Origin of the sequence: Ruminococcus sp. NK3A76, from assembly GCF_000686125.1 — a bacterium.
Taxonomy (GTDB): Bacteria; Bacillota; Clostridia; order Oscillospirales; family Ruminococcaceae; genus NK3A76.
Genome location: NZ_JMMA01000002.1, coordinates 2490390 through 2511432, shown reverse-complemented (window position 1 = coordinate 2511432; position 21043 = coordinate 2490390). Strand labels below are relative to the sequence as shown.

14 protein-coding genes are annotated in these 21043 nt (G+C 48.7%); 7 read left to right on the top strand and 7 right to left on the bottom strand.

The window, feature by feature from the left end; translation table 11 throughout:
* Positions 1–384: 384 nt before the first annotated feature.
* The 4 genes from CD05_RS18480 to CD05_RS0111685 form a co-directional block, all read right to left on the bottom strand.
* On the bottom strand, positions 385–1020 hold the full coding sequence (locus CD05_RS18480) for a histidine phosphatase family protein (protein ID WP_051588973.1): 636 nt from the start codon (positions 1018–1020) through the stop codon (positions 385–387).
* Positions 1020–2441, bottom strand: a complete 1422-nt coding sequence (locus tag CD05_RS18475; protein ID WP_051588972.1) for a HAMP domain-containing sensor histidine kinase — start codon at positions 2439–2441, stop codon at positions 1020–1022. Before CD05_RS18475 ends, CD05_RS18480 begins: the two co-directional genes overlap by 1 nt.
* Positions 2442–2958: 517 nt before the next feature.
* Complete coding sequence (locus CD05_RS0111690; protein ID WP_028510655.1) at positions 2959–3735, bottom strand: fibronectin type III domain-containing protein; 777 nt, start codon at positions 3733–3735, stop codon at positions 2959–2961.
* Between the two features lie 484 nt (positions 3736–4219).
* Positions 4220–4897: a response regulator transcription factor gene (locus CD05_RS0111685; RefSeq protein WP_028510654.1), complete on the bottom strand. Its 678-nt coding sequence runs from the start codon at positions 4895–4897 to the stop codon at positions 4220–4222.
* A 2752-nt stretch (positions 4898–7649) separates the two neighbouring features.
* Here CD05_RS0111685 and CD05_RS0111675 point away from each other — a divergent pair.
* From CD05_RS0111675 to CD05_RS0111665, 3 genes are all read left to right on the top strand, one after another.
* Positions 7650–8384, top strand: a complete 735-nt coding sequence (locus CD05_RS0111675; protein ID WP_028510653.1) for an NAD-dependent protein deacylase — start codon at positions 7650–7652, stop codon at positions 8382–8384.
* Positions 8385–8387: 3 nt separating this feature from the next.
* The gene (locus CD05_RS18470) at positions 8388–9281 is read left to right on the top strand and encodes an HAD family hydrolase (protein ID WP_037322977.1); all 894 of its coding nucleotides are present in this window, start codon (positions 8388–8390) and stop codon (positions 9279–9281) included.
* A 613-nt stretch (positions 9282–9894) separates the two neighbouring features.
* Positions 9895–10098 carry a hypothetical protein gene (locus tag CD05_RS0111665; RefSeq protein WP_028510652.1) on the top strand — a complete coding sequence of 68 codons (204 nt, stop codon included), beginning with the start codon at positions 9895–9897 and terminating at the stop codon, positions 10096–10098.
* Between the two features lie 394 nt (positions 10099–10492).
* On the opposite strand, the gene CD05_RS0111660 is transcribed toward CD05_RS0111665, so the two are convergent.
* From CD05_RS0111660 to CD05_RS0111650, 3 genes are read right to left on the bottom strand one after another with little or no spacing between them, the layout of a single operon-like run.
* The gene (locus CD05_RS0111660) at positions 10493–11932 is read right to left on the bottom strand and encodes a polysaccharide biosynthesis C-terminal domain-containing protein (RefSeq protein WP_028510651.1); all 1440 of its coding nucleotides are present in this window, start codon (positions 11930–11932) and stop codon (positions 10493–10495) included.
* Positions 11925–13103: a YqeG family HAD IIIA-type phosphatase gene (locus CD05_RS20375; RefSeq protein WP_028510650.1), complete on the bottom strand. Its 1179-nt coding sequence runs from the start codon at positions 13101–13103 to the stop codon at positions 11925–11927. Before CD05_RS20375 ends, CD05_RS0111660 begins: the two co-directional genes overlap by 8 nt.
* On the bottom strand, positions 13096–13776 hold the full coding sequence (locus CD05_RS0111650) for a hypothetical protein (RefSeq protein WP_028510649.1): 681 nt from the start codon (positions 13774–13776) through the stop codon (positions 13096–13098). The genes CD05_RS20375 and CD05_RS0111650 overlap by 8 nt, the downstream gene beginning before the upstream one ends.
* A gap of 242 nt (positions 13777–14018) precedes the next feature.
* On the opposite strand from CD05_RS0111650, the gene CD05_RS19880 reads away from it, so the two are divergent.
* The 4 genes from CD05_RS19880 (at position 14019) to CD05_RS0111630 (ending at position 21002) form a co-directional block, all read left to right on the top strand.
* The gene (locus CD05_RS19880) at positions 14019–15980 is read left to right on the top strand and encodes a right-handed parallel beta-helix repeat-containing protein (RefSeq protein ID WP_028510648.1); all 1962 of its coding nucleotides are present in this window, start codon (positions 14019–14021) and stop codon (positions 15978–15980) included.
* Positions 15981–16021: 41 nt separating this feature from the next.
* Positions 16022–17623 (top strand): EAL domain-containing protein, encoded by a 1602-nt coding sequence (locus tag CD05_RS19875; RefSeq protein ID WP_051588971.1) that lies wholly within the window; start codon positions 16022–16024, stop codon positions 17621–17623.
* Positions 17624–18154: 531 nt separating this feature from the next.
* On the top strand, positions 18155–18919 hold the full coding sequence (locus tag CD05_RS0111635) for an ABC transporter ATP-binding protein (protein WP_028510647.1): 765 nt from the start codon (positions 18155–18157) through the stop codon (positions 18917–18919).
* Positions 18909–21002: an FtsX-like permease family protein gene (locus CD05_RS0111630; RefSeq protein ID WP_028510646.1), complete on the top strand. Its 2094-nt coding sequence runs from the start codon at positions 18909–18911 to the stop codon at positions 21000–21002. The genes CD05_RS0111635 and CD05_RS0111630 overlap by 11 nt, the downstream gene beginning before the upstream one ends.
* Positions 21003–21043 lie beyond the last annotated feature (41 nt).

Below are 21043 nucleotides of genomic sequence, written 5' to 3'. Positions count from 1 at the left end.
AGCCCCCCTACTGTAGCGTGAGGATAGCGAGAGACCACCCTCGAAGCTATTCTGTAGGAGAGGTTTACCTTAAAGGCGGCTCTCTCGCTCCCATAGGGTACATTGTGGGGGCTTTGCGGTCGCCCCCACGCCCCTTCGCAACGGCAGCTTTCCTTCAAGGCTGCTCTCTCGCTACCATAGGGTACACGAGGGGCTTTCGAGCCGACCTTGTCGGCCTAAGCGCTACCTCGACCCTTCGGAAATGCGGCTTTGCCGCACCTCAACTATTCATTTTTCACTATTCACTATTCACTGAGCGCAGCGTTTCTGCCCGAATGGGCATAAGCGGCGCAGCCGCACACCACAATTATGCATTATGCATTGCAAATGCACCTGTCACTTGCATCAGAACGCTCCGCTCGTGTCGCCCTTGACCTTGACGGAAAGCCCGTCGTCGTAGCCGACCGATGCGACCTCGCCGTTTATGACGGTCAGATGATATACTATGCAGTTGGTTATCTTTGCCCCCCAGACCTTGCTTCTGTCTTCCTCGGGGGAGAGGTTCCACAGCAGACTGCGAAGGGCTATGCCGTGGGTGACTATAAGCACGTTCTTGTCTTCTTCTGTAAGCAGCCGGTCAATAAAGCGCCCTGTGCGCTCTGTCATGTGAGCTGTCGGCTCTACTCCGTCAGGGGCAGGGGCGTGCTCCGGGTCGTGGAAGAATGCCCACATCGGCTCGTCTATGCCGCTGTAGTGTACCCCCTCGTAGCTGCCAAAGTCCATTTCTATTATCAGCGGCTCGGGGCAGACCTGCCTGCCGCCGGAGATTATCTCTGCTGTCTGCACAGCACGCTTAAGGGGAGAGGAATACACCTTATCAAAGCTGATGCCTGCCGCCTTGAAAAGCTCATATGATGCCCTGGCATCTGCTATGCCCTTGTCATTGAGCTCGCAGTCTATGTGGCCTTGCAAGCGCTCTGCCTTGTTCATGTCCGTCTCGCCGTGGCGTACTATGTATATGTGTCTTACGCTGTCTGTCATTACATCATGTCCTCTATAACATACGGCAGCTCGACTGTGAAGCATACGCCGCCTTCCTTAACATTTTCGGCAAACACCCTGCCGTTGCAGAGATCTACCACACGCTTTACAAGCGCAAGGCCTAATCCGTTGCCCTCGGTGGCTCTTGATTTGTCGCCCTGGTAGAATTTATCAAAAATATGCGCCTTGACCTGCGGCGGTATCTGAGGGCCGCTGTTGAATATCTTGCAGAGGATATTCTTCTCGCCTCTTACAAGGGTAACGCTGATAACGCCCTCCTCGGGGGTGAATTTTATGGCGTTGTTTATGATGTTCTGCCATATCTGCGCCATGAGCTCCTCGTTGCCGACGTAGTATATGTCGTCAAGCTCTATGCGCATATCAATGTCTTTCTTGCTCCAGCTGTGTTCGAGCATCAGCACTATCTTTCTTATCTGCTCATCGAGCGAGAAGCGCTTTTTCTTGCCTATCGTCTGCTGGTTCTCAACTCTTGTGAGGTTGAGGATATTAGCTGCGAGCTTGGTAAGGCGTGTAGTCTCCTCGATTATTATCTCGGTGTACTCTGCACGCTCCTCCTCGCCCAGGCTCTTGTCCTGCAAGAGCTTTGCAAAGCCCTGGATAGATGCGAGCGGTGTCTTGAACTCGTGGGAAACGTTGCTGATAAAGTCGCCGCGCAGCGTTTCTATGCCTGCGAGCTCCTTCGCCATTTTATTAAAGCTCTTGATAAGGGGAGCGTACTCCTTGCTGTTAGGCACAGGCACCTGCACCCTGAAGTTACCTCTCGTTATCTCCGCCGTAGCGACAGACAGGTCATCGAGCGGCTTCAGCATCAGCCTTGATAGGATACCGGTAAGTATAGTACCCATTATGATAGCCGCAAGGAAGGATACAAGGATAATTATGCTCGCCACCCAGTAAGTACCCGAGCTTGTAAAGGAATCAAACCGGTAGTAGCTGTCCTTTACCTTCATATAGGCGGTGATGCTCGGGAAAAGGCCGTTTGAGCTGACACTTATTATCTCGCCGTCGGCCTCGTCGATATCGAGCTTGTATCTGTTGTAGTCCTTTGAGTCTTCCTCTATCTTGGTGACGCTGAATGCGTTGTTGGTGGTAAGCATGACTATCTCGTCAGCGGTATAGTCATTCTTCTTCTTCGAGGCGGATTCTTTTGTTTCCTTGTCCTTTTCCTTCTTCGGGTCGTCCTCGTCGGAAATGTCAGCCTCCTCGCCGGAGAGTATCCTGATAGACGAGCCGACAGCCTCTATCTGCGTCTGTGCGTTGTTTCTCATTATAGGCGCAAAGATAAGTATCATGACCGTTATCGAAACACACGCCGACACCACCATTATTCCGAACACCATTGCCGCCAGCTTGAACTGCAGCGACACGGCAAGCCGCTTTTTTTCTGATTTTTTACTCATAAATACACCACTCTCTAAAGCCAGGTAACAGGTTACAGGTAACAGGTAACAGTTGCGGTGCGCCTGACGGCGCATATGGCCATACGGCCTGCTGGCCTGACGATTTCAACAAAACCCTCGGCTATTCACCCGAAGGGGGTGGCGAAGGCGAAGCCGGAGCAGGGGGGCGACCGGAAAGCCCCCCTACCGTAGCGTAGGATTAACGAGAGACTATCCTTGAAGCTATACCATAGGGCTTGCACACCCCCAACCCGTACCGTAGGATAACGAGAGACTACTCTCGAAGCTAAGTCGTAAGCTATCCACCGGCTAAATCCCCCTTCGGGGAGACACCTCCCCATTTCGGGGGAGGCTGTCTTCTTCTTCAACTATATGATAACATATTTTAGCCAAAAAAGCAATCGGCAAAGCATACGGATATTTGCTGAGTTACTATGCAACAAACATACAGGTATACTATATATATGAAAATAGCAAACATAAGCACCTACTTGTGAGGGTAGGTGCTTGTGAGTTATTAATACACAGGATTTCCCGGAGGTAAAACGCCCCAATCATCGGGGCCGTATACTTCACCCCAATTGTCTTCATGATAGGTGGTAAGCGTCACCGCCTTGCTGGGCTTGCCCCAGTAGGTCTTTCCGCCTGCTTTGCGGTATGCCCTTACCTTGTATCTGTAGCTCGTTAATGCTTTCAGACCTGTTATATCATAGTTTGTGTTGTCGCCGCCCGAAACGGTAGCGACCTTTTTGTATTTCTTAGTGGCTGTGTTGTAGACATATACCCGATAGCCGTTGGCGTTTGCGACCTTTGTCCAGCTGAGCGCCCCTGCCGTATCTGTAAAGGGAGTTGCGCTCACGCCCTTGACCTGTGCAGGCGTATAGCTCTTGGTGGTGACGCTTATAGCGGCGGTCTTGCCCCAGTAGGTCTTGCCGTTCACCTTGCGGTAGGCTCTTACCTTGAATCTGTAGCCTGTTGCCGGGGTCAGGCCTGTCACCTTGTATGATGCGGTGCTGCTGCCTGATATTGTAGTCAGCTTTTTGTATTTTTTGGTCTTTGCATCATAGATGTAGACCCTGTAGCCGTTTGCACCTGATATCTCAGCCCAGCTGAGTGTGACCTTGGTGTATGAGGCCTTGGCGCTCAGGCTGTTTATCTTTGCAGGCGTGTAGTCAGCAGCATGAGCTGTCACAGCAGTGTCCGAAGTGAAAGCGGTGAATGTGTCCGCCGCAGGCAAAGCCTGAGAAGCAGCCATTATAAGAGCTGCAAATGTGGTTATGATAGCCTTTTTCATATTTTTCCTCCTTGAAAGTGGGATGTTGGGTATTTATTCCATATGTTATTATACTATATCTGAGCATTCCTGTCAATATATCTCTGACCGACAAAAGAAAGACAACTGACTTACTGACCTGACGACGACAAAAAAGACGAAGAAGACAAAGAAGACGAAAAGAGACATTCACGTCTTCATCTTCGTCTTCATTCACATAGTCATTTGCATTGACATTTACATATGCATTAGCATTTACATTTACATATACATATACATATACATATACAGCTTGTTTTGCTTGTTTTGGGAAAGCAAAACAACCATTTGCTTGTTTTGCTTGTTTTGAAAAGCCCACCGGTTTATTTGGGATATTTAAGACAGGCAAAGATAGCCTCCCCTAACAGGGGAGGTGCCCCGAAGGGGCGGAGGGGTCTTTAAAATATCCGCCGCAGGCGCACCACACCTGTAACCTGTTACCTGAATATAGCCTGTTACCTGAAACTTATTTGAGCTTCTTTGCCTTGTACCCAAGTCCTCGTACTGTGACTATCTCAAAATCATCGCAGTCACGGTAGCGCTCTCTGACACGCTTGACGTGAACATCGACAGTTCTCTCATCAACATCGTGATCCATGCCCCATATCTCATCGAGCAGCTCACGGCGTGTGAATATCTTGTCAGGGTAGGAGAGCAGCTTGAAAAGCAGCATGAACTCCTTCTGCGGAATCGTCTGCGAAGGGCCTCCGCCGACAGAGATAGACACGGCATCGTAATCGAGCACGCACGAGCCTATAGTGAGCTTTTTGTCAGATGCGAGCTTTGCACGCCGAAGCAGTGCACCCACACGCAGTATCATCTCGTTTATGTCTATCGGCTTTACCATATAGTCGTCAGTGCCGGCCATAAAGCCCTCCTGCTTGTCCTCAAAGGCTTCCTTGGCTGTCACCATAAGGATAGGCATATTGAACCCTGCACGGCGCAGCTGTCTTGTAAGCTCATAGCCGTCCATGTTAGGCATCATTATGTCTGATATTATCATGTCGATATTTGTCTTATCGAGCAGGTCGAGAGCTTCCACACCGTCGTTGGCTGTATAGGGGGTATAGCCGTGCTGTTTGAGTGCTGCTGACATAAGACGGCGCAGGCTGGCGTCATCTTCTACTACGAGTATCTGAAACATATTGATTTCTCCTTTTCTGAGGTATTTTTATAATGGTTGTGCGTTATGCACAAATTGCGTCTGATTTTTTGGGGAAGATTTTACGTTTATTTATTAAAAAGCTTTGTGATATGCCCCATAGTTCACATTCGGTTCACGTTGGGGTGTTATTATATAGCTACAGTAAGAAATACACGAGATCATTAACATGATCCTTTCATAATTCTATAGGGAATCAAAGCTCATTACTTAACGGTAGTGAGCTTTGATTTGTCCTAGGGCCGGACGGGGTCCTAGGGCCGGACGGGCCGTGTACCGCCGCATATACGGTGTGCCGAACCATGGGGCTTTGTGCGGCGGTGTCGAAATGTTTGCTTATTATTTGATTGCTTTGGTGGTTTATTGCAGGCTTAGCTTGATCATGCATTGTGCATCAGTGTCAGGCGGCTTGCTTTTTTTATAATGCGGATAACGCATCTGCGAAAGGGTGAGCGGCGGCTATGCCGACGCTGGGGCGACCGCAAAGCCCCTCGTGTACCCCCTGAGAGCGAGAGAGCACCCTTGAAGGAAAACCGCCCCCAATCACATACCGCCCGAAAGGGCATCTCGTGCGCCAACGGCGCACACCTCAATTATGCATTATTATGCATTTGCGAAGTGTTGTGCAATATGTACAAAAGAAGTCCGTACATCTCGCTGATTTTTTTACGTTTATTCTTGCCAAAAGTACGAAATATGTCTCTCCAGTTCATATTCGGTTCACGTTGGGGTGTTATTATATAATCACAGCAAGGGAAAGCGTTGATAAACGGTAAAACCTAAAGCTCAAACCTAAAGGTTCGTTCTTCCCTTTATAGCGGTCACCCCACCGCTGAGAGCTTATAGGTCAAATGCTTACACAGCTTTAGGTTTTACGATTTATCAACACAGATCATTTTCATGATCCTTTCATAATTCTATAGGGAATCAAAGCTCATTACTTAACGGTAGTGAGCTTTGATTTGTCCTAGGGCCGGACGGGGTCCTAGGGCCGGACGGGCCGTGTACCGCCGCATATACGGTGTGCCGAACCATGGGACTTTGTGCGGCGGTGTCGAAAAGTTTGCTTGTTATTTGATTGCTCTGGTGGTTTATTGCAGGCTCAGCTTGATTATGCATTGTGCATCAGTGTCAGGCGGCTTGCCTTTTTATATAATGTGGAAGACGACATTGCGAAAGGGTGAGCGGCGGCTATGCCGACGCTGGGGCGACCGCAAAGCCCCCAAATGCCGCCGTCAGGCGGCTGCCCGAATGGGCATTTCGTGCGCCAACGGCGCACACCTCAATTATGCATTATGCATTCTTAATTATGCATTTGCGAAGCACCGTGCATTCTTAATTCTGCATTTGATTCCGCATTGCCTTTTGTATAAACAATTACCAAATAGTGAAATGTATACAAAAAAACGTTTAAGGAACAAATTTATTTTTACGCCAACAATCTCAAAAAGTCCGAAATATGTCTCTCCAGTTCATATTCGGTTCACGTTGGGGTGTTATTATATAGCTACAGTAAGAAATACACGAGATCATTTACATGATCCTTTCATAATTCTATAGGGAATCAAAGCTCATTACTTAACGGTAGTGAGCTTTGATTTGTCCTAGGGCCGGACGGGGTCCTAGGGCCGGACGGGCCGTGTACCGCCGCATATACGGTGTGCCGAACCATGGGACTTTGTGCGGCGGTGTCGAAAAGTTTGCTTGTTATTTGATTGCTCTGGTGGTTTATTGCAGGCTCAGCTTGATTATGCATTGTGCATCAGTGTCAGGCGGCTTGCCTTTTTATATAATGTGGAAGACGACATTGCGAAAGGGTGAGCGGCGGCTATGCCGACGCTGGGGCGACCGCAAAGCCCCCAAATGCCGCCGTCAGGCGGCTGCCCGAATGGGCATTTCGTGCGCCAACGGCGCACACCTCAATTATGCATTATGCATTCTTAATTATGCATTTGCGAAGCACCGTGCATTCTTAATTCTGCATTTGATTCCGCATTGCCTTTTGTATAAACAATTACCAAATAGTGAAATGTATACAAAAAAACGTTTAAGGAACAAATTTATTTTTACGCCAACAATCTCAAAAAGTCCGAAATATGTCTCTCCAGTTCATATTCGGTTCACGTTGGGGTGTTATTATATAGCTACAGTAAGAAATACACGAGATCATTTACATGATCCTTTCATAATTCTATAGGGAATCAAAGCTCATTACTTAACGGTAGTGAGCTTTGATTTTAGTCTTAGGGCCGGATGGGCCGTGTACCGCCGCATATACGGTGTGCCGAACCGGAGGGCTTTGTGCGGCGGTGTCGGACTATCTGATAGTATGTTATACACCAAAGATGCCTGCACATAGTCTTATTCAGACAGTGGGCTGCGGCTTTTACAGAGAATACTATACAGATATTATTATAACATACTTTACAAAAAAATTCAAGCACTAATTTCAATGCACAATTGAAGTGTGACAAGGCCGTATATGCACATCAGGTCTTACTATGGCAAGGCGTATGGCATATCCCCGAAGGAGGCATAGCCTTTGGCTTTGTAAAGGCCGAATGGCCATATCGTGCGGCACAAGCCAAGTTATGCGAAGCGAAACTTGCGTCCTTTAAGCCTTTGGCTTAAAGGACAATACACCTCACCTGTTACCTGTTACCTGAAATATCTCACCTGTTACCTGAAATATCTTATCTGATGACTATATTACTGCCAGAAAGGGGCGTTTTACATGGAAAGAAATGAAAAGATCGAAGCATTGCAGAAGATGATCGACGAGAGCAGCCGGATAGTGTTCTTCGGCGGCGCAGGTGTCTCGACTGAGAGCGGCATACCTGATTTCCGCTCCCGTGACGGGCTTTACAATCAGAAATACAAATACCCGCCCGAGCAGATCATCAGCCGCAGCTTCTTTGACTCGCAGCCTGAGGAGTTCTACCGCTTTTACAGAGACAAGCTGCTCATTGACGGGGTAGAGCCCAACATCGCCCACAAAAAGCTCGCAGAGCTCGAGGAAGCAGGCAAGCTCGCAGCTGTTGTCACACAGAACATCGACGGGCTGCATCAGAAGGCAGGCAGCAGGACGGTCTACGAGCTGCACGGCTCGGTGCTGAGAAATTACTGCCGCAAGTGTCACAAATTCTATGATGCTGACTTTATCAAAAACAGCGTTCCCCTGCCTATATGCGAGTGCGGCGGACTTGTAAAGCCTGACGTGGTGCTTTACGAGGAGGGGCTTGACAACGAGATACTTGAAAACTCCATCGCTGCTATAAGCTCCTGTGATATGCTCATTATCGCAGGAACTTCGCTGGTGGTCTACCCGGCGGCTGGGCTTGTTAGGTATTTCAGGGGCAAGCATCTTGTGATAATAAACCGTGACGCCACACCTATGGACAACAGCGCTGACCTTGTGATAAACGAAAAGATAGGCGAGGTGCTTAGTCAGATAAAGGTCGGAGGATAAGCTATGTCTGATAAGAGAAAGACAAAGGGCAAAATGCCTGTGCTTGCTGTATGCTATGACTTTGACAAGACGCTCTCGCCTGATGATATGCAGGCGCAGGGCTACATACAGGCAGTCTACGACGGTGACATACCGTCATTCTGGAGAGAGTGCAACGAGCTTGCCGAGGCAAACGAGATGGACTCAAACCTCGCCTATATGTACAAAATGGTCGAGGAAGCAAGGGGCAGGATACTGCTTACCAAAAACAGCCTGCGTGAATACGGCTCGAAGGTCAAGCTCTTTCCCGGGGTGGAGGAGTGGTTCGGGCGGATAAAGGCGTATGGCGATGAGCACGGGGTAGAGGTTGAGCACTACATCATATCCTCGGGGCTCAAAGAGATGATAGAGGGCACATCTGTCGCACAGGCAGGGGCTTTTGAGAAGATATACGCAAGCTCCTTCATGTTTGACGACAAGGACGTGCCGGTGTGGCCTGCGCAGGTGATAAACTACACCAACAAGACGCAGTTTTTGTTCAGGATAAGCAAGGGCGTGCTCGACATAAACGACCCCGGCGTGAATGATTACTTTGCGCCTGAGGATATGCGTGTGCCGTTTCGCAATATGGTCTACATAGGCGACAGCGACACCGACATTCCCTGCATGAAGCTGGTAAACTCCTACGGCGGACACTCGATAGGCGTTTACAACAGCGAGACAAAGGACATGACGAAGGTTTTCAAAATGCTTTCCGAAAACCGCATAAGATACTTCGCCCCGGCTGATTATACCGAGGGCGGAAAGCTCGACACGCTTGTGAAAGCCATGATAGACCGCACCGCCGCCAACGAGGTGCTTGAGGAGCTATACTACGAATGCAAGCAGGCGGCAGCAAACGGCAATAGAGAAAAGTGAACAGTGAAAAGAAAAGGTATCGGCTAAAAGCGCGGTGGCGATAAAGAAGTATTTGACAATTACAGCTTTGTTTGTGCCACCGCTAAAAGAATAAATAATAAAGAAGAAAGAATAAAGAATAAACAAGGTGTCCGCTTTGCGGACATATTTCAAAATATATCGTGTCTTATCGGCTTTTGCCGATAAGACACGATACCTTGATTATTATTTCTTATTTATTCTTTCTTCTTTTTTCTTTTAGCAGGCGCTGCACTAAGTAACGCAAAGACACTTCTGCCGTGATACAGCAGAAGTGTCGGAATAAAAACTTCTTTATTGCGCCTGCGCTAATGTCGATACCTTTTTGTTCTTTATTCTTTTAGCAGAGGTCATTTAATATATATGTTACATTATTGATTTGATTCTGCAATTTCTATGTGGTAAAATATAATTATGAAATAGATAAATGTTTTGTCAAAAGGCGTATTTTTACCGAATTATGACAATACTGTAAAATAAAGGCTTTATGAAAGTTTTCGTGAAAATGCTGCACCCGTTTAAGGTTTTCGGGGGTATTGCTTATGAAGGCCTCCAAAAACAACACTAACGCAGTATGCAGAAGGAAGAGAGAAAGATGAACGAAAAGACCATAGATGCAGCATTATCGGCACTGTCAGCAAACGTACCGAGAGCCCCCGAAGCGAGCATTGAAAGAATGCTCAGATCAATCAGGGAATTAAGTGCAAGGAGAGGGAACGCTGCCGTTTCCGAGCCTTCAGCGGTCAGCGAGCCGCAGATACACAAAGCCCCTCCGACAGCAGGGAAGATGACATTATGACAGCAATTACAGCAGGCTGCATATGATACCGGTCAGGTGTCATATGCAGCCGTTTGTTTTAGTGGGGGTCCCCTATGGGAGCGAGAGAGCACCCTTGAAGGAAAGCTGCCCCCACAATTAAGCCAAAGGGGTAGTCTTTCGCTTTGCTGACGCTACGGTAGGGGGGCTTTCGAGCCGTCGCAGACGGCTCATGCGCCACCCCTGCTCCGGCTGCGCCTACGCCACCCCCTTCGGATATACCTTTCCACACATTGCCCGAATGGGCATAAGCGGCGTAAGCCGCACCGGGGCTATTCACTATTCATTCTTCACTATTCACTATTCACTGAGCGCAGCGTTTCTCCTGTTACCTGAAAAAAAGTCCAGGCGTCAGCTGGTTTGAGCCGGTGCCTGGTTATTTGGTGTCTGTTGGCGGGGTGCGCCTGAGCCTTGATGATACACGCTGGATAAGCGGCATCAGGGGGCGTATGAAAACTATCGTCACAACGCCTGTGAGCAGAAGCTCTGTGAGTATGTAGCCCTTGGGCTTTAATACTACGAGCAGGCTCATGACAAGTATGAGCGCTGTGCCGATGATGTTGACGGCTATCCTGCATTTAAAGGGTACGAAACGCCTTGCATCTATTATCCTGATGATATAGCAGAGGAAATAGCTGATGAATGTCGCCAGCGCTGCGCCCTGTATGCCGAAAAGCGGTATCATGACTGAATTGAGCACGATGTTTGACAGGCAGACGACCAGTATCGTGATAAAGGCGTTCTTTGTGTGGTCGGTGGCGGTGTATATGCTTGCTAAAAACAGGTCAAGACAGGTGAATACTGCCGCTGTGATGAGCAAGGGAGTGTAAAGATACGCCGTTTTGTATTCGGGGTATACGCTGTAGTTTATGAGCACCGCAGACAGGGGCTTTACAAGGAGTATCAGCCCTGCACTTCCTATGAAAAGCACAGCCTCGTATGCGCCGTAGACCTTTTCGTAGAAGATGTTTCTGTCGCTCGAATCGTTCTCGGTTATCGCAGACATATTCCACGACTGGAAGAATATCGTCGAGAGCATAGACACAAGGTTGGGTATCTTTGTGGCGGCAGAGTAGATGCCTGCATCGTCGTCGCCCTTTATGCCGCCTATGAACAGCTGGTCTGAAAAGCCTGTGAACGTCCACATAACGGTGGTCGGGATAAGCGGTATGCAAAAGCGGAGCATCACCTTGCCGAGCTCTAAGCTGAAAGCGCCGGCCTTAAGGTATCGCCTCAGCCCTGCTGCAAAGAAAAGAAAGACTGACGAGCTGAGGTCTGAAAGGATAGTCGAGAGCATGAAGCCGCGCACACCCATTCCCATATGGCTTATGAATATGATGTTGAAAACAAGCAGCAGGAGTGTCGTGAGTATGCCGTCGAATGAAAAGAGCCGCACAAGCTCTCTTGCCCTTACGAACTGCGAGCACTGCGCCCTGACAGACGATGTGAAGATATAGACTATCAGCAGCACGGCAAAGCCTTCAAGCGATGAGAAAAGCGGTATGAAATGAATGAGCGGAACTATCACGATCATCGGCAGCAGCCCGAGCAGGGTGAGCACTGAGGAGGTCGTGAATACCTCGGTCTTGTCGTAGTTGTTGTCGAGCCCGTAGCGTATCACGGCCTCTCGCAGAGAGAGTGTGAACACGGGTATCAGAAACAGCGCAAGCATTTCGAGCAGCGATTTTGTATACAGCTGCGAAGGGCTTATATGCTCGGTATACAGGTTATTGAGCAGCAGCGAGATTATTTTTGAGCCGAAGCTGCCGATAGTAAATATAACCGTATTGAAAGCAAGCCGTTTATACTTATCCATCGTCTCTTAAAAGCTCTGCCGGTATGAGCTCGGGGTCAAAAAGCACCTCTGAGTGGTTATTGACTATAAGCGTGTGCGCTTTAAGCTCGCCTGTTTTCTTGTCAAAGGTGTCTTTATATATACGGGAGACACGGTAATATGTGTCGCCCTCGTCGGGAGCCAGAGCGTCCGAGTGCATATGGAACTCGGTGTCGGTCAGCGGGCTCTGGAGCACTACTCTGTGGATAGTGTTTGCAAGGTTGCAAAGGCCGCCGCCAAGACCCTTTGTGAGCTTGTCGAGTATTATGACACGCCCCTCCTTATAGCCCTTTCTTGCGGTGGTGTTGCCCACCCGCTGCCAGAAGGAGAATGTCTCGCCGGGGCGGATAACAAGGCCGTTTATACGCTCGCAGGCAAGGCGGATATTCTGCGCCTTGTTGTGCTGTGTCACAGGGTCGATGCCCTTGCCCTTTTTGATAAGGTGCGAGCTGCATGATGACACAAGGCAGGGGAATGACTTTTTGCATCTGCCCCTTGCGTAGACCTCGCTGCTTTTGTAGTTTCTTATATGTCTTAGCATTATGCTCTTTTTCTCGGAGATAGCGTAGGTAGTGGGGCTTATCTCGCAAAAGAGCTTTCTTTGTTTCTTAGGCATACTGTCTGCCCTCCCGTTATCAGTTCCTATGGGTCTGCGGTGCTTTTTATCGAGCCTGAACATCACAAGCACTGCCATTTCTATGTATCTTTTAAATCCGAGCCAGAGCTCGCCCTTTACAGGGATAAAGTGTACAAGTACAGAAGGTATGCCGCAGCGGTTTGCACCGATAATATCTACAAACATCTGATCTCCTATCACGACTGTCTGCTGTTTTTCTGTGCCGAGTATTTCAAGCGCACGCTCATAGCCATGCGGCTGCGGCTTGTCTGCATCGCAGACATAGGGGGTGTCGATGTTTTTAATAAAGCGCTGCACACGCTCCTCGTCATTATTTGAGAGGAGGACTGTCTTTAGCCCTGCTGCGTGTATATCACAAAACAGCTGCTCTGCTTCGGGCGTTGCATCGTCGTTGTGGTGGACTATCGTGTTGTCGATATCGAGTATCAGACCACGCACACCCATGTCGTAGAGGCGCTTATAGTCGATATCATAAACGCTCTTGGCATATTCGCAGGGGTAATAATCTCTAAACATAAGCAGGCTCCTTGATATGGTCGAGCACAGTCTCTATCTGCGAGGGGAAGCCTTCGCCGAAATCGCCGTTAAAGAATGCGCTGCCTATGGTAAAGCCCCAGGGGGAAGCTGCCTTTATCTCGTCAAGGCGCTCGGTGCTGTTTATGCTGCCTGCGATGCACACAGGGGCAGGCACTTCACTGGTAAAGCGTCTTATAAGCTCGCCGCAGTCGCCTGTATAGCGGTATGCGAGCAGGTCGATGCCGTATGCGCCACGGCTTATGTAGTCCTTGGCATCGGCTATCATGCCGTCTATCGTGCCGCCGAGAACAGAGGGGCGGTCGTAAACATCGCCGACAAAGGGCATATACTTTATGCCGTGCTCATTGCAAAGAGCGAGTATCTTATCGGAATACATTGTACCCATGAGTATATCGCAGCCGCATTCTACAGCCATCATTGCGCCCTCTATGCATTTATCCTCAGTGTAGGCAACTACTTCGAGAACGGTGGTCTTGCCGCAGCGCTTCATGTCAGCGTAGAGCTGCTTCATCTTCGGCAGAGGAAGGTCTTCCTCCTTGAAGCCCCAGTACTGAGCGGAAGACTCCTCACACTGAGCGAATATCTCAGGTGCGTCGGCGGCTGTTTTATCGTTATATGTAAGCATGACTATCAGCTTTGGCGTGTTTGACATAAATATCATCACAGTCCTTTTTAAATATAAATTTGAAAATGTATCAAGACATAATCCGACATTTATCATTTTACCATAAAACTTCTGCCGTGTCAAATAAAATGGCTGTGAAATGGCTGTTATCAGCATAGAAAATAAAGACTTTTAGCTTAAACGTTTTTTGACTGTTGCTTTTTTGAATAAAATGTGTTATAATAAATGTAACATATTTGTGTATTGTGTATTACGGGGGTGCATAAATAATGAAATGGGATATGATTAAAAGAACAGGCTGCATACTCACGGCTTCGCTGATGATAGCGTGCTGTGCGCCGCAGTTTGGCGATGTGAGCCTTCTTTCGGACACTCAGATAACGGCGCAGGCAGCATCGCCTGTTACAATAAAGCTAAAGGTCAAGGACGGGGCGAAGATAGGCAAGGCGCTAAACGATGCCCTGCTCGACGCATCGAAAAAGGCCGCCAAGAAAAAGACGACCGTGACGGTCAAGGTGCCGAAAGGCACATACATACTCGACCAGACGCTGCATATGTTTTCAAACACCACGCTCGATGTGACAGGCTGCACGCTCAAAAGCGACAAGACCTTCCACAACCTGCTCATTCTGGGAACTAACGGCAGGTACAAGGGCGTTGATGAATTCAATTCAAGCAGCAAGGCAAAGGGCTATACCTCATGCGTGAATGTCAAGATAAAGGGCGGCACATGGGTAGGCAGCAACAAGAACAAGGCAACGCCTTTCCGTCTTGCCCACGCAAAGAATGTGACATTGGAGGGCATGACCATAAAGGGCGGCAACTACGCCTGCCATCAGGTGGAAACTGCGGCGATAAACGGGCTTTACATAAGAAAATGCACGTTTAAGGACTTCAAGCCGATAAACTATTTAGGCAAGGGGCATTATGAGTGCATACAGATAGATATCCCTTGCAGCAGCAGGGCATACAAGTGCTGCTACCTTGACGGCACGCCGAGCAAGAATATCGAGATAACAGGCTGCAGGTTCACAAACGTTTCCCGTGGCCTTGGCACTCACTCACAGCTCGTGGGGGCTTATCACAGCAACATTAAGATAACCGACAATACCTTCACAAACGTGCAGGAGGAAGCGATAGTCGCACTAAACTACATAAACTGCACGATAGCCAGAAACAAGATAACAAACGCAGGCGGCGGCATACTGTTTGAAAATGCAAAGTTCTCAGGCTCGGGCAGCAAGATAGACTCTATGTACACCACCGTGTTTGACGGCAAGAAGGCATACAAAAAGAGTGTTGTCTATGATGTTAACAGCACGATATCCGACAACACGATGACGATAGTCTATTCAAAGGACTGCGACAGGATACAGGGCATAAGAGTTCACGGGCTGAATGTTGACAAAGCCTGCAAGGGCGGCGACAACAAGACCATACCCAGGAAAAACTACTACATCAGCGGTGTGACGGTCAAAAACAACAAGATAACCACCGCAGGCTACGGCATATTCGTAGACGATGCAAGAAACACCACTGTGACCGGCAACACGATAACTCAGAGATCGGTAAGCTCAAAGGACAGCTGCAAGGACAAGTATGACGGCATATTCCTTTCCTCCGGGTGCAGGAGCGTGGTGCTTGAAAAGAACAAGATAAGCGGCTTTAAGCGCAACGGCATATTCCTGATGACAGGGTCGGCATCAAGCAGGATAAAGGGCAACACGATATCCTCCTGCAAAAAGAATGGCATATATCTCTACGACAACGCATCGGGCGGCAAGATAATATCAAACACTGTAAAAAACTGCACCGAGCACGGCATAGTGCTGAATACCGGCTGCAAGGCGGCAGAGATAAAGGACAACGAGCTGTCAGGCTTCGGCGGCAGCGGCGTTTATCTTAATCAGAACTCCTCAGTGAACGGTGCTGTCTCGGGCAACAGGATATCCTCCTGCGAGGGCAGCGGCATCGTGCTCAATAACAGTTCAGATGCTGAGAGTATAACCGACAACACAGTGTCAGACACCGGGAAATACGGCATATTCTTAAACGGCAGCCGTGTAAGCACGATAAGCTCAAACGCTGTGTCCGTCACACAGTACGGCATAAATATCCACGGCGGCAGCAGGGTGGAAGCAGGCATTTTCGCAAACACCTTTTCACGAAATAGTGTAAAGGATATCAGAGTCTCGGCTGACTCATACGGCTATATCGAGCCGGAAGACTAAGAAGGCATTTCCTATAGGATCATATGAGAGGGAGGTATAATATGAAACGACAGATGACTGAGCAGGAGATCGTCGCCTGCTTTGACGATGCGATAAACTTCGGGCATATCTATGCGGCATTCCAGCCGAAGATAAACCATTCGACAGGGCGCATGATAGGCGCCGAGGCGCTTATGAGGTGGGAGCACCCGGTCTACGGAATGCAGTATCCTTCCGACTTCATACCCGTGCTTGAAAAAAATGACCTTATCTACAGGGCAGACCTTGCGATGTTCGAGTCGGTATGCAGGCTGCAAAGAAGATGTCTTGACGGGAAGGAAAATGCCGTGCCGATATCTGTCAATATGTCACGCTACGACATCTACCGAAAGAACTACGTCGATGAGATAGAAAAGCTGCGAGCTCAGTATGACATACCTGTGAGCCTGATACACGTCGAGGTGACGGAGACATCTGCCATAGGCGGCATGGAGCTTGTTTCCGGGGTGCTCAGAAAGCTGCACGGCTTTAACTATGTGGTCGAGATGGACGATTTCGGCAGCGGATATTCCTCGCTCAACGTTTTAAAAGACCTTGAGGTCGATATAATCAAGCTCGATATGCGCTTTTTGAGCGGCAGCATAGGCGGCAGGGGCGGCACGATAATCAGTGCTATCGTGCAGATGGCAAAATGGCTCGGCACGCCTGTTATCGCCGAGGGTGTCGAAACTATGGAGCAGGCAGACTACATGAAGAGCATCGGCTGCAAGTATGTGCAGGGGTATCTCTACTCAAAGCCTGTGACGGTTGATGAATTCATAAAAAAGCTCGGGCAGATAGAGCACGAGCCGGTAGCGCCTGCGCTTGACCTGATAAAGACTATGGACGCCGGGAAGTTCTGGGACCCGTCGTCTATGGAGACGCTGATATTCAACAACTTCGTGGGCGGTGCGGCGATATTCTCCTATCAGGACGGCAAGGCCGAGATACTCAGAGTCAACAAGAAATACGTCCGTGAGATAGGCATGAACCTGCTCGAACAGGACATTCTCGGCGCTGACCCCTGGCAGTGCATGGACGATGACAACAGGGCAAAGTACGAGAAAAAGCTCAGAGAAGCGATAGAGACAAACGACGAGGTGACGGTGGAGACATGGCGCACCGTCTGCTCAAAGACCTGCGGTGAGGACGACATATGCATACGTTCAAGCATTCGCCTTATCGGCAGGACAGAGCAGCAGTTCCTTTTCTACGCTATGGTGCAGAACATCACCGCCGAAAAGCGGCGCTTTGACAATCTCTACAACAGCGAGCGGCGTTTCAGGTTTGCAAGCGAGCACGCAAACATATACGCATGGGAGGTAGACATAGCCACGAGGGAGATGCGCCCGTGCTTTAGGTGTATGCGTGACCTAAACGTTCCGCCGGTGGTGCATAACTACCCCGAGCCGCTTATCAAGAACGGCTTATTCCCTCCCGACTATGCGGATATGTACCGTGAGTGGATGAGAAAGCTCGAATCCGGCGAGGCGGACAGTCTTGAAGGGATCATCCCTCTGACAGTCGGCAGGGTGCCTTTCTATGTAAGGTACACCTTAGAGCGTGACGAGACAGGCAGGCCGCTAAAGGCCTACGGCTCGGCAACGCTTGTTGTGGAACCGTAACGTCAATTAAGGCAACACCGCACAAAGACCGCCTGAAGGCTTTGTACGCAACTTACTTGCATCTTTTCCGTCATATTACACATTTTTCCCTTGAAATACGGTAGTATTCCTTCGGAAAATCTGTGCAATCTGACGAAAAAGCTGACTGCGCAATTTGCGCACAATCTTCGTGCGGTGTTGCCTAAATAAACGAGGTATCGACCTGCGGCCGATGATCTTAAGGATCATCGCCGCAGCCGGTGCCTTTTTTTAACGCAATACCGCACGACCATTGTATGTCAGATACGCCGTCAGGTTTTTCGTCAGATTGCCCAAATGCGACGCAGTTTTGCTGACGCAAGACAAGGAGTATTTGGGTGATATGACATAAAAATTTGCAAGTAGATGGCATACAAAGGCATTAGCCGGTGGTCGTGTGGTGTTGCCTTAACATTACAAAACTGTAAGGTTTCGTAACAATAAACGCTCGACAAGAAATATCTGCTGTGGTATAATGTGTTTGTGATCAAACAACAGGAAGGAACGAAGGATATGGAACTGCTTAAAATAGAGCACATAGAAAAATACTACGGCAGCAAGTCGAGCCTGACTAAGGCGATAGACGACATCTCGCTGACGGTCAATGAAGGGGAGTTCACGGCGATAATGGGCGCATCGGGCAGCGGCAAGACGACGCTTTTAAATGTCATATCGACTATCGACCGTGTGACTGCCGGAAAGATAACGCTTGAAAGCACAGACATAACAGCCCTCAGGGGCAAGGAGCTAAACAAGTTCAGGCGTGACAAGCTGGGGTTCATATTTCAGGATTTCAACCTGCTCGACACGCTGACGGCGTATGAGAACATAGCCCTCGCACTCACGATAAAGAAAGAGCCTGCCGACAGGATAGCACAGCGCATAAACGAGGTCGCAGCACAGCTGGAGATAACCGATGTGCTGAACAAATACCCCTATCAGATGTCGGGCGGCCAGAAGCAGAGGGTGGCATCGGCAAGGGCGATAGTCACATCACCGAGGCTTGTGCTCGCAGACGAGCCGACAGGCGCTCTTGACTCAAAGAGCTCGAAGCTGCTGCTCGAACGCTTCAACTTCCTTAACCGTGAGCAGAATGCGACTATACTTATGGTAACGCACGACAGCTTCACGGCAAGCTATGCGAGCCGTGTGATATTCATAAAGGACGGCAAGGTGTTCAACGAGCTGTCAAGGGGCGAGAATACAAGAAAGCAGTTCTTTGACAGGATAATTGATGTAGTAACTCTCCTCGGAGGTGACTTAAGCGATGCTCTTTAAGCTGTCACTAAGCAACATAAGAAAAAGCCTGCGTGACTATGCGGTGTATTTCTTTACGCTGATAATCGGCGTGTCGGTGTTCTATCTTTTCAATGCGATAGAGACACAGACCCTATACCTCAGTGTGTCGCAGGACACAAGGGAGATGATAACCCTTTTGAACAGGATACTCTCGGGCACATCGGTGTTCGTGGCGGTGGTGCTGGGGCTTTTGATAGTGTATGCGAGCCGCTTTCTTATGAAAAGGCGAAACCGTGAGTTTGCGCTCTACCTCACATTAGGCATGAGCAAGAGCGGCATATCGCTCCTGCTGCTGGCCGAGACTGTGATGATAGGCTTAGGCTCGCTCGGCGTGGGACTGCTTATCGGCATAGGCCTTTCGCAGATAACGAGCGCATTCGTCGCAAGCCTTTTTGAAGCCGATATGACGAGCTATCACTTTATCGTATCGACCTCGGCTATCGTAAAGACTCTTATCTACTTCGGCATAATGTATATCGTGGTCATGCTGTTCAACACCGTTATGATAGGCAGGCGCAAGCTGATAGACCTTATGAACTCGGGCAAGAGAGGCGAAAGGCTGCGCATGAGAAACCCTGCAGTCTGCCTGATAATGTTTATGATCTCAGCTGCGGCTCTTGCTGCTGCCTACTACTTAGTCGGCTGGAAGACTTCCGGGATAACACAGAACGACCTGCTTATATGTATCATTGTCGGCTGCGTATCGACATACTTTATATTCCGCTCGGTGTCAGGTATGCTGCTCAGAGTATTCATGTCGTCAAAGAAGCTGTATTTCAGGGGGCTCAATGCCTTCACTTTCAGGCAGCTCAGCTCAAAGGTAAACACTATGGTGTTCTCGCTCACACTTATCTGCCTTATGCTCTTTGTGACAATATGCTCGCTTTGCGGAGCGTTCACAATACGCAACACATTAAACGAGAACCTTGTAAAATACTGCCCGGCTGATTATCAGCTTGGTCTGAGCTGTGCATTCTATGATGAGAAAAATGACAGTGTATACTACAATAAAATAGATGTTGAGAAACTTCTCGGCGATGCCGGCATCGATACTGATGAATACTTTGAAAAATACTGCGTGGTCACGGTATATGCTGATGAGAAATATGATACGAGAGAATACTTCGGGGAATACAGCTCCCAATTGCCGGAGGCTTCTGATATGATGATGGGTGTTGAAATGGGCGGAGTAATTGAAAATACCATGACACTTAGCGATTTCAACGCTCTTATGAGGGTGTTCGGTCTGCCGGAGGAATCCCTTGCAGATGATGAATATATAGAGCTCGCTAATGTTAATACCGATATTGCACAGCGCAATATCCCGCTTGAAAACGGTCATGAGATAACTGTTTTCGGCAAAAAGCTCAGACCGAAATATAAAGAGTGTGTTGAAAGAACGATACAGCTTTCAAATGTGCCTGTCAACTATGGTGTGACCGTGATCCCTGACGGAGCGGCAGACCCTGAAAAAGCAAGAGAGTATTATCTGACGGCAAAATATAATACATCTGACAAGGATAGAAAGCTTGAATATGACAATGATCTGTTAAGTGACGAGATCTATAACAAGCTCTGGGCAGCCATTGAAGAACATGACAACGGAATGGGAATAGCAAGCAAGCAGTTTTTAAACATATCGAAAATGGAGCTTGCGCAGGCTAACATAGGCACTAAAGCACTTACTACGTTCCTTGGGCTTTATATCGGTGTGGTCTTTCTGATAACAAGCGGTGCGATACTTGCTCTGCGCTCGCTCTCAGACTGCGCAGACAGCGCCGGAAGATACGAGATGCTAAGAAAGATAGGTGCAGACGAAAAGGACATCACAGGCTCGCTCTTTGCGCAGACGACACTGTTCTTTGCGTTCCCTCTCGTGCTCGCACTTGTGCATACGGTGTTCGGAATGAAGTTTGCGTTCTATTTCCTCAATGTGCTCGGCGCAACAAATATCCTGCCATCGACGCTTATGACAGGCGGTATAGTGCTGCTGATATTCGGCGGATATTTCCTGATAACATACCTTACAAGCAAGCTGATGATAAGAACATCGCACAGCTAAAATACAGAAGATAAAAAAGACCTGTGCATAGTTGCCTAAAA

Excerpts from the sequence above, each read along its gene's own strand:
- CD05_RS18480 (WP_051588973.1), bottom strand. The coding sequence starts at position 1,020 with ATGACAGACAGCGTAAGACACATATACATAGTACGCCACGGCGAGACG.
- CD05_RS18475 (WP_051588972.1), bottom strand. The coding sequence starts at position 2,441 with ATGAGTAAAAAATCAGAAAAAAAGCGGCTTGCCGTGTCGCTGCAGTTC.
- CD05_RS0111690 (WP_028510655.1), bottom strand. The coding sequence starts at position 3,735 with ATGAAAAAGGCTATCATAACCACATTTGCAGCTCTTATAATGGCTGCT.
- CD05_RS0111685 (WP_028510654.1), bottom strand. The coding sequence starts at position 4,897 with ATGTTTCAGATACTCGTAGTAGAAGATGACGCCAGCCTGCGCCGTCTT.
- CD05_RS0111675 (WP_028510653.1), top strand. The coding sequence starts at position 7,650 with ATGGAAAGAAATGAAAAGATCGAAGCATTGCAGAAGATGATCGACGAG.
- CD05_RS18470 (WP_037322977.1), top strand. The coding sequence starts at position 8,388 with ATGTCTGATAAGAGAAAGACAAAGGGCAAAATGCCTGTGCTTGCTGTA.
- CD05_RS0111665 (WP_028510652.1), top strand. The coding sequence starts at position 9,895 with ATGAACGAAAAGACCATAGATGCAGCATTATCGGCACTGTCAGCAAAC.
- CD05_RS0111660 (WP_028510651.1), bottom strand. The coding sequence starts at position 11,932 with ATGGATAAGTATAAACGGCTTGCTTTCAATACGGTTATATTTACTATC.
- CD05_RS20375 (WP_028510650.1), bottom strand. The coding sequence starts at position 13,103 with ATGTTTAGAGATTATTACCCCTGCGAATATGCCAAGAGCGTTTATGAT.
- CD05_RS0111650 (WP_028510649.1), bottom strand. The coding sequence starts at position 13,776 with ATGTCAAACACGCCAAAGCTGATAGTCATGCTTACATATAACGATAAA.
- CD05_RS19880 (WP_028510648.1), top strand. The coding sequence starts at position 14,019 with ATGAAATGGGATATGATTAAAAGAACAGGCTGCATACTCACGGCTTCG.
- CD05_RS19875 (WP_051588971.1), top strand. The coding sequence starts at position 16,022 with ATGAAACGACAGATGACTGAGCAGGAGATCGTCGCCTGCTTTGACGAT.
- CD05_RS0111635 (WP_028510647.1), top strand. The coding sequence starts at position 18,155 with ATGGAACTGCTTAAAATAGAGCACATAGAAAAATACTACGGCAGCAAG.
- CD05_RS0111630 (WP_028510646.1), top strand. The coding sequence starts at position 18,909 with ATGCTCTTTAAGCTGTCACTAAGCAACATAAGAAAAAGCCTGCGTGAC.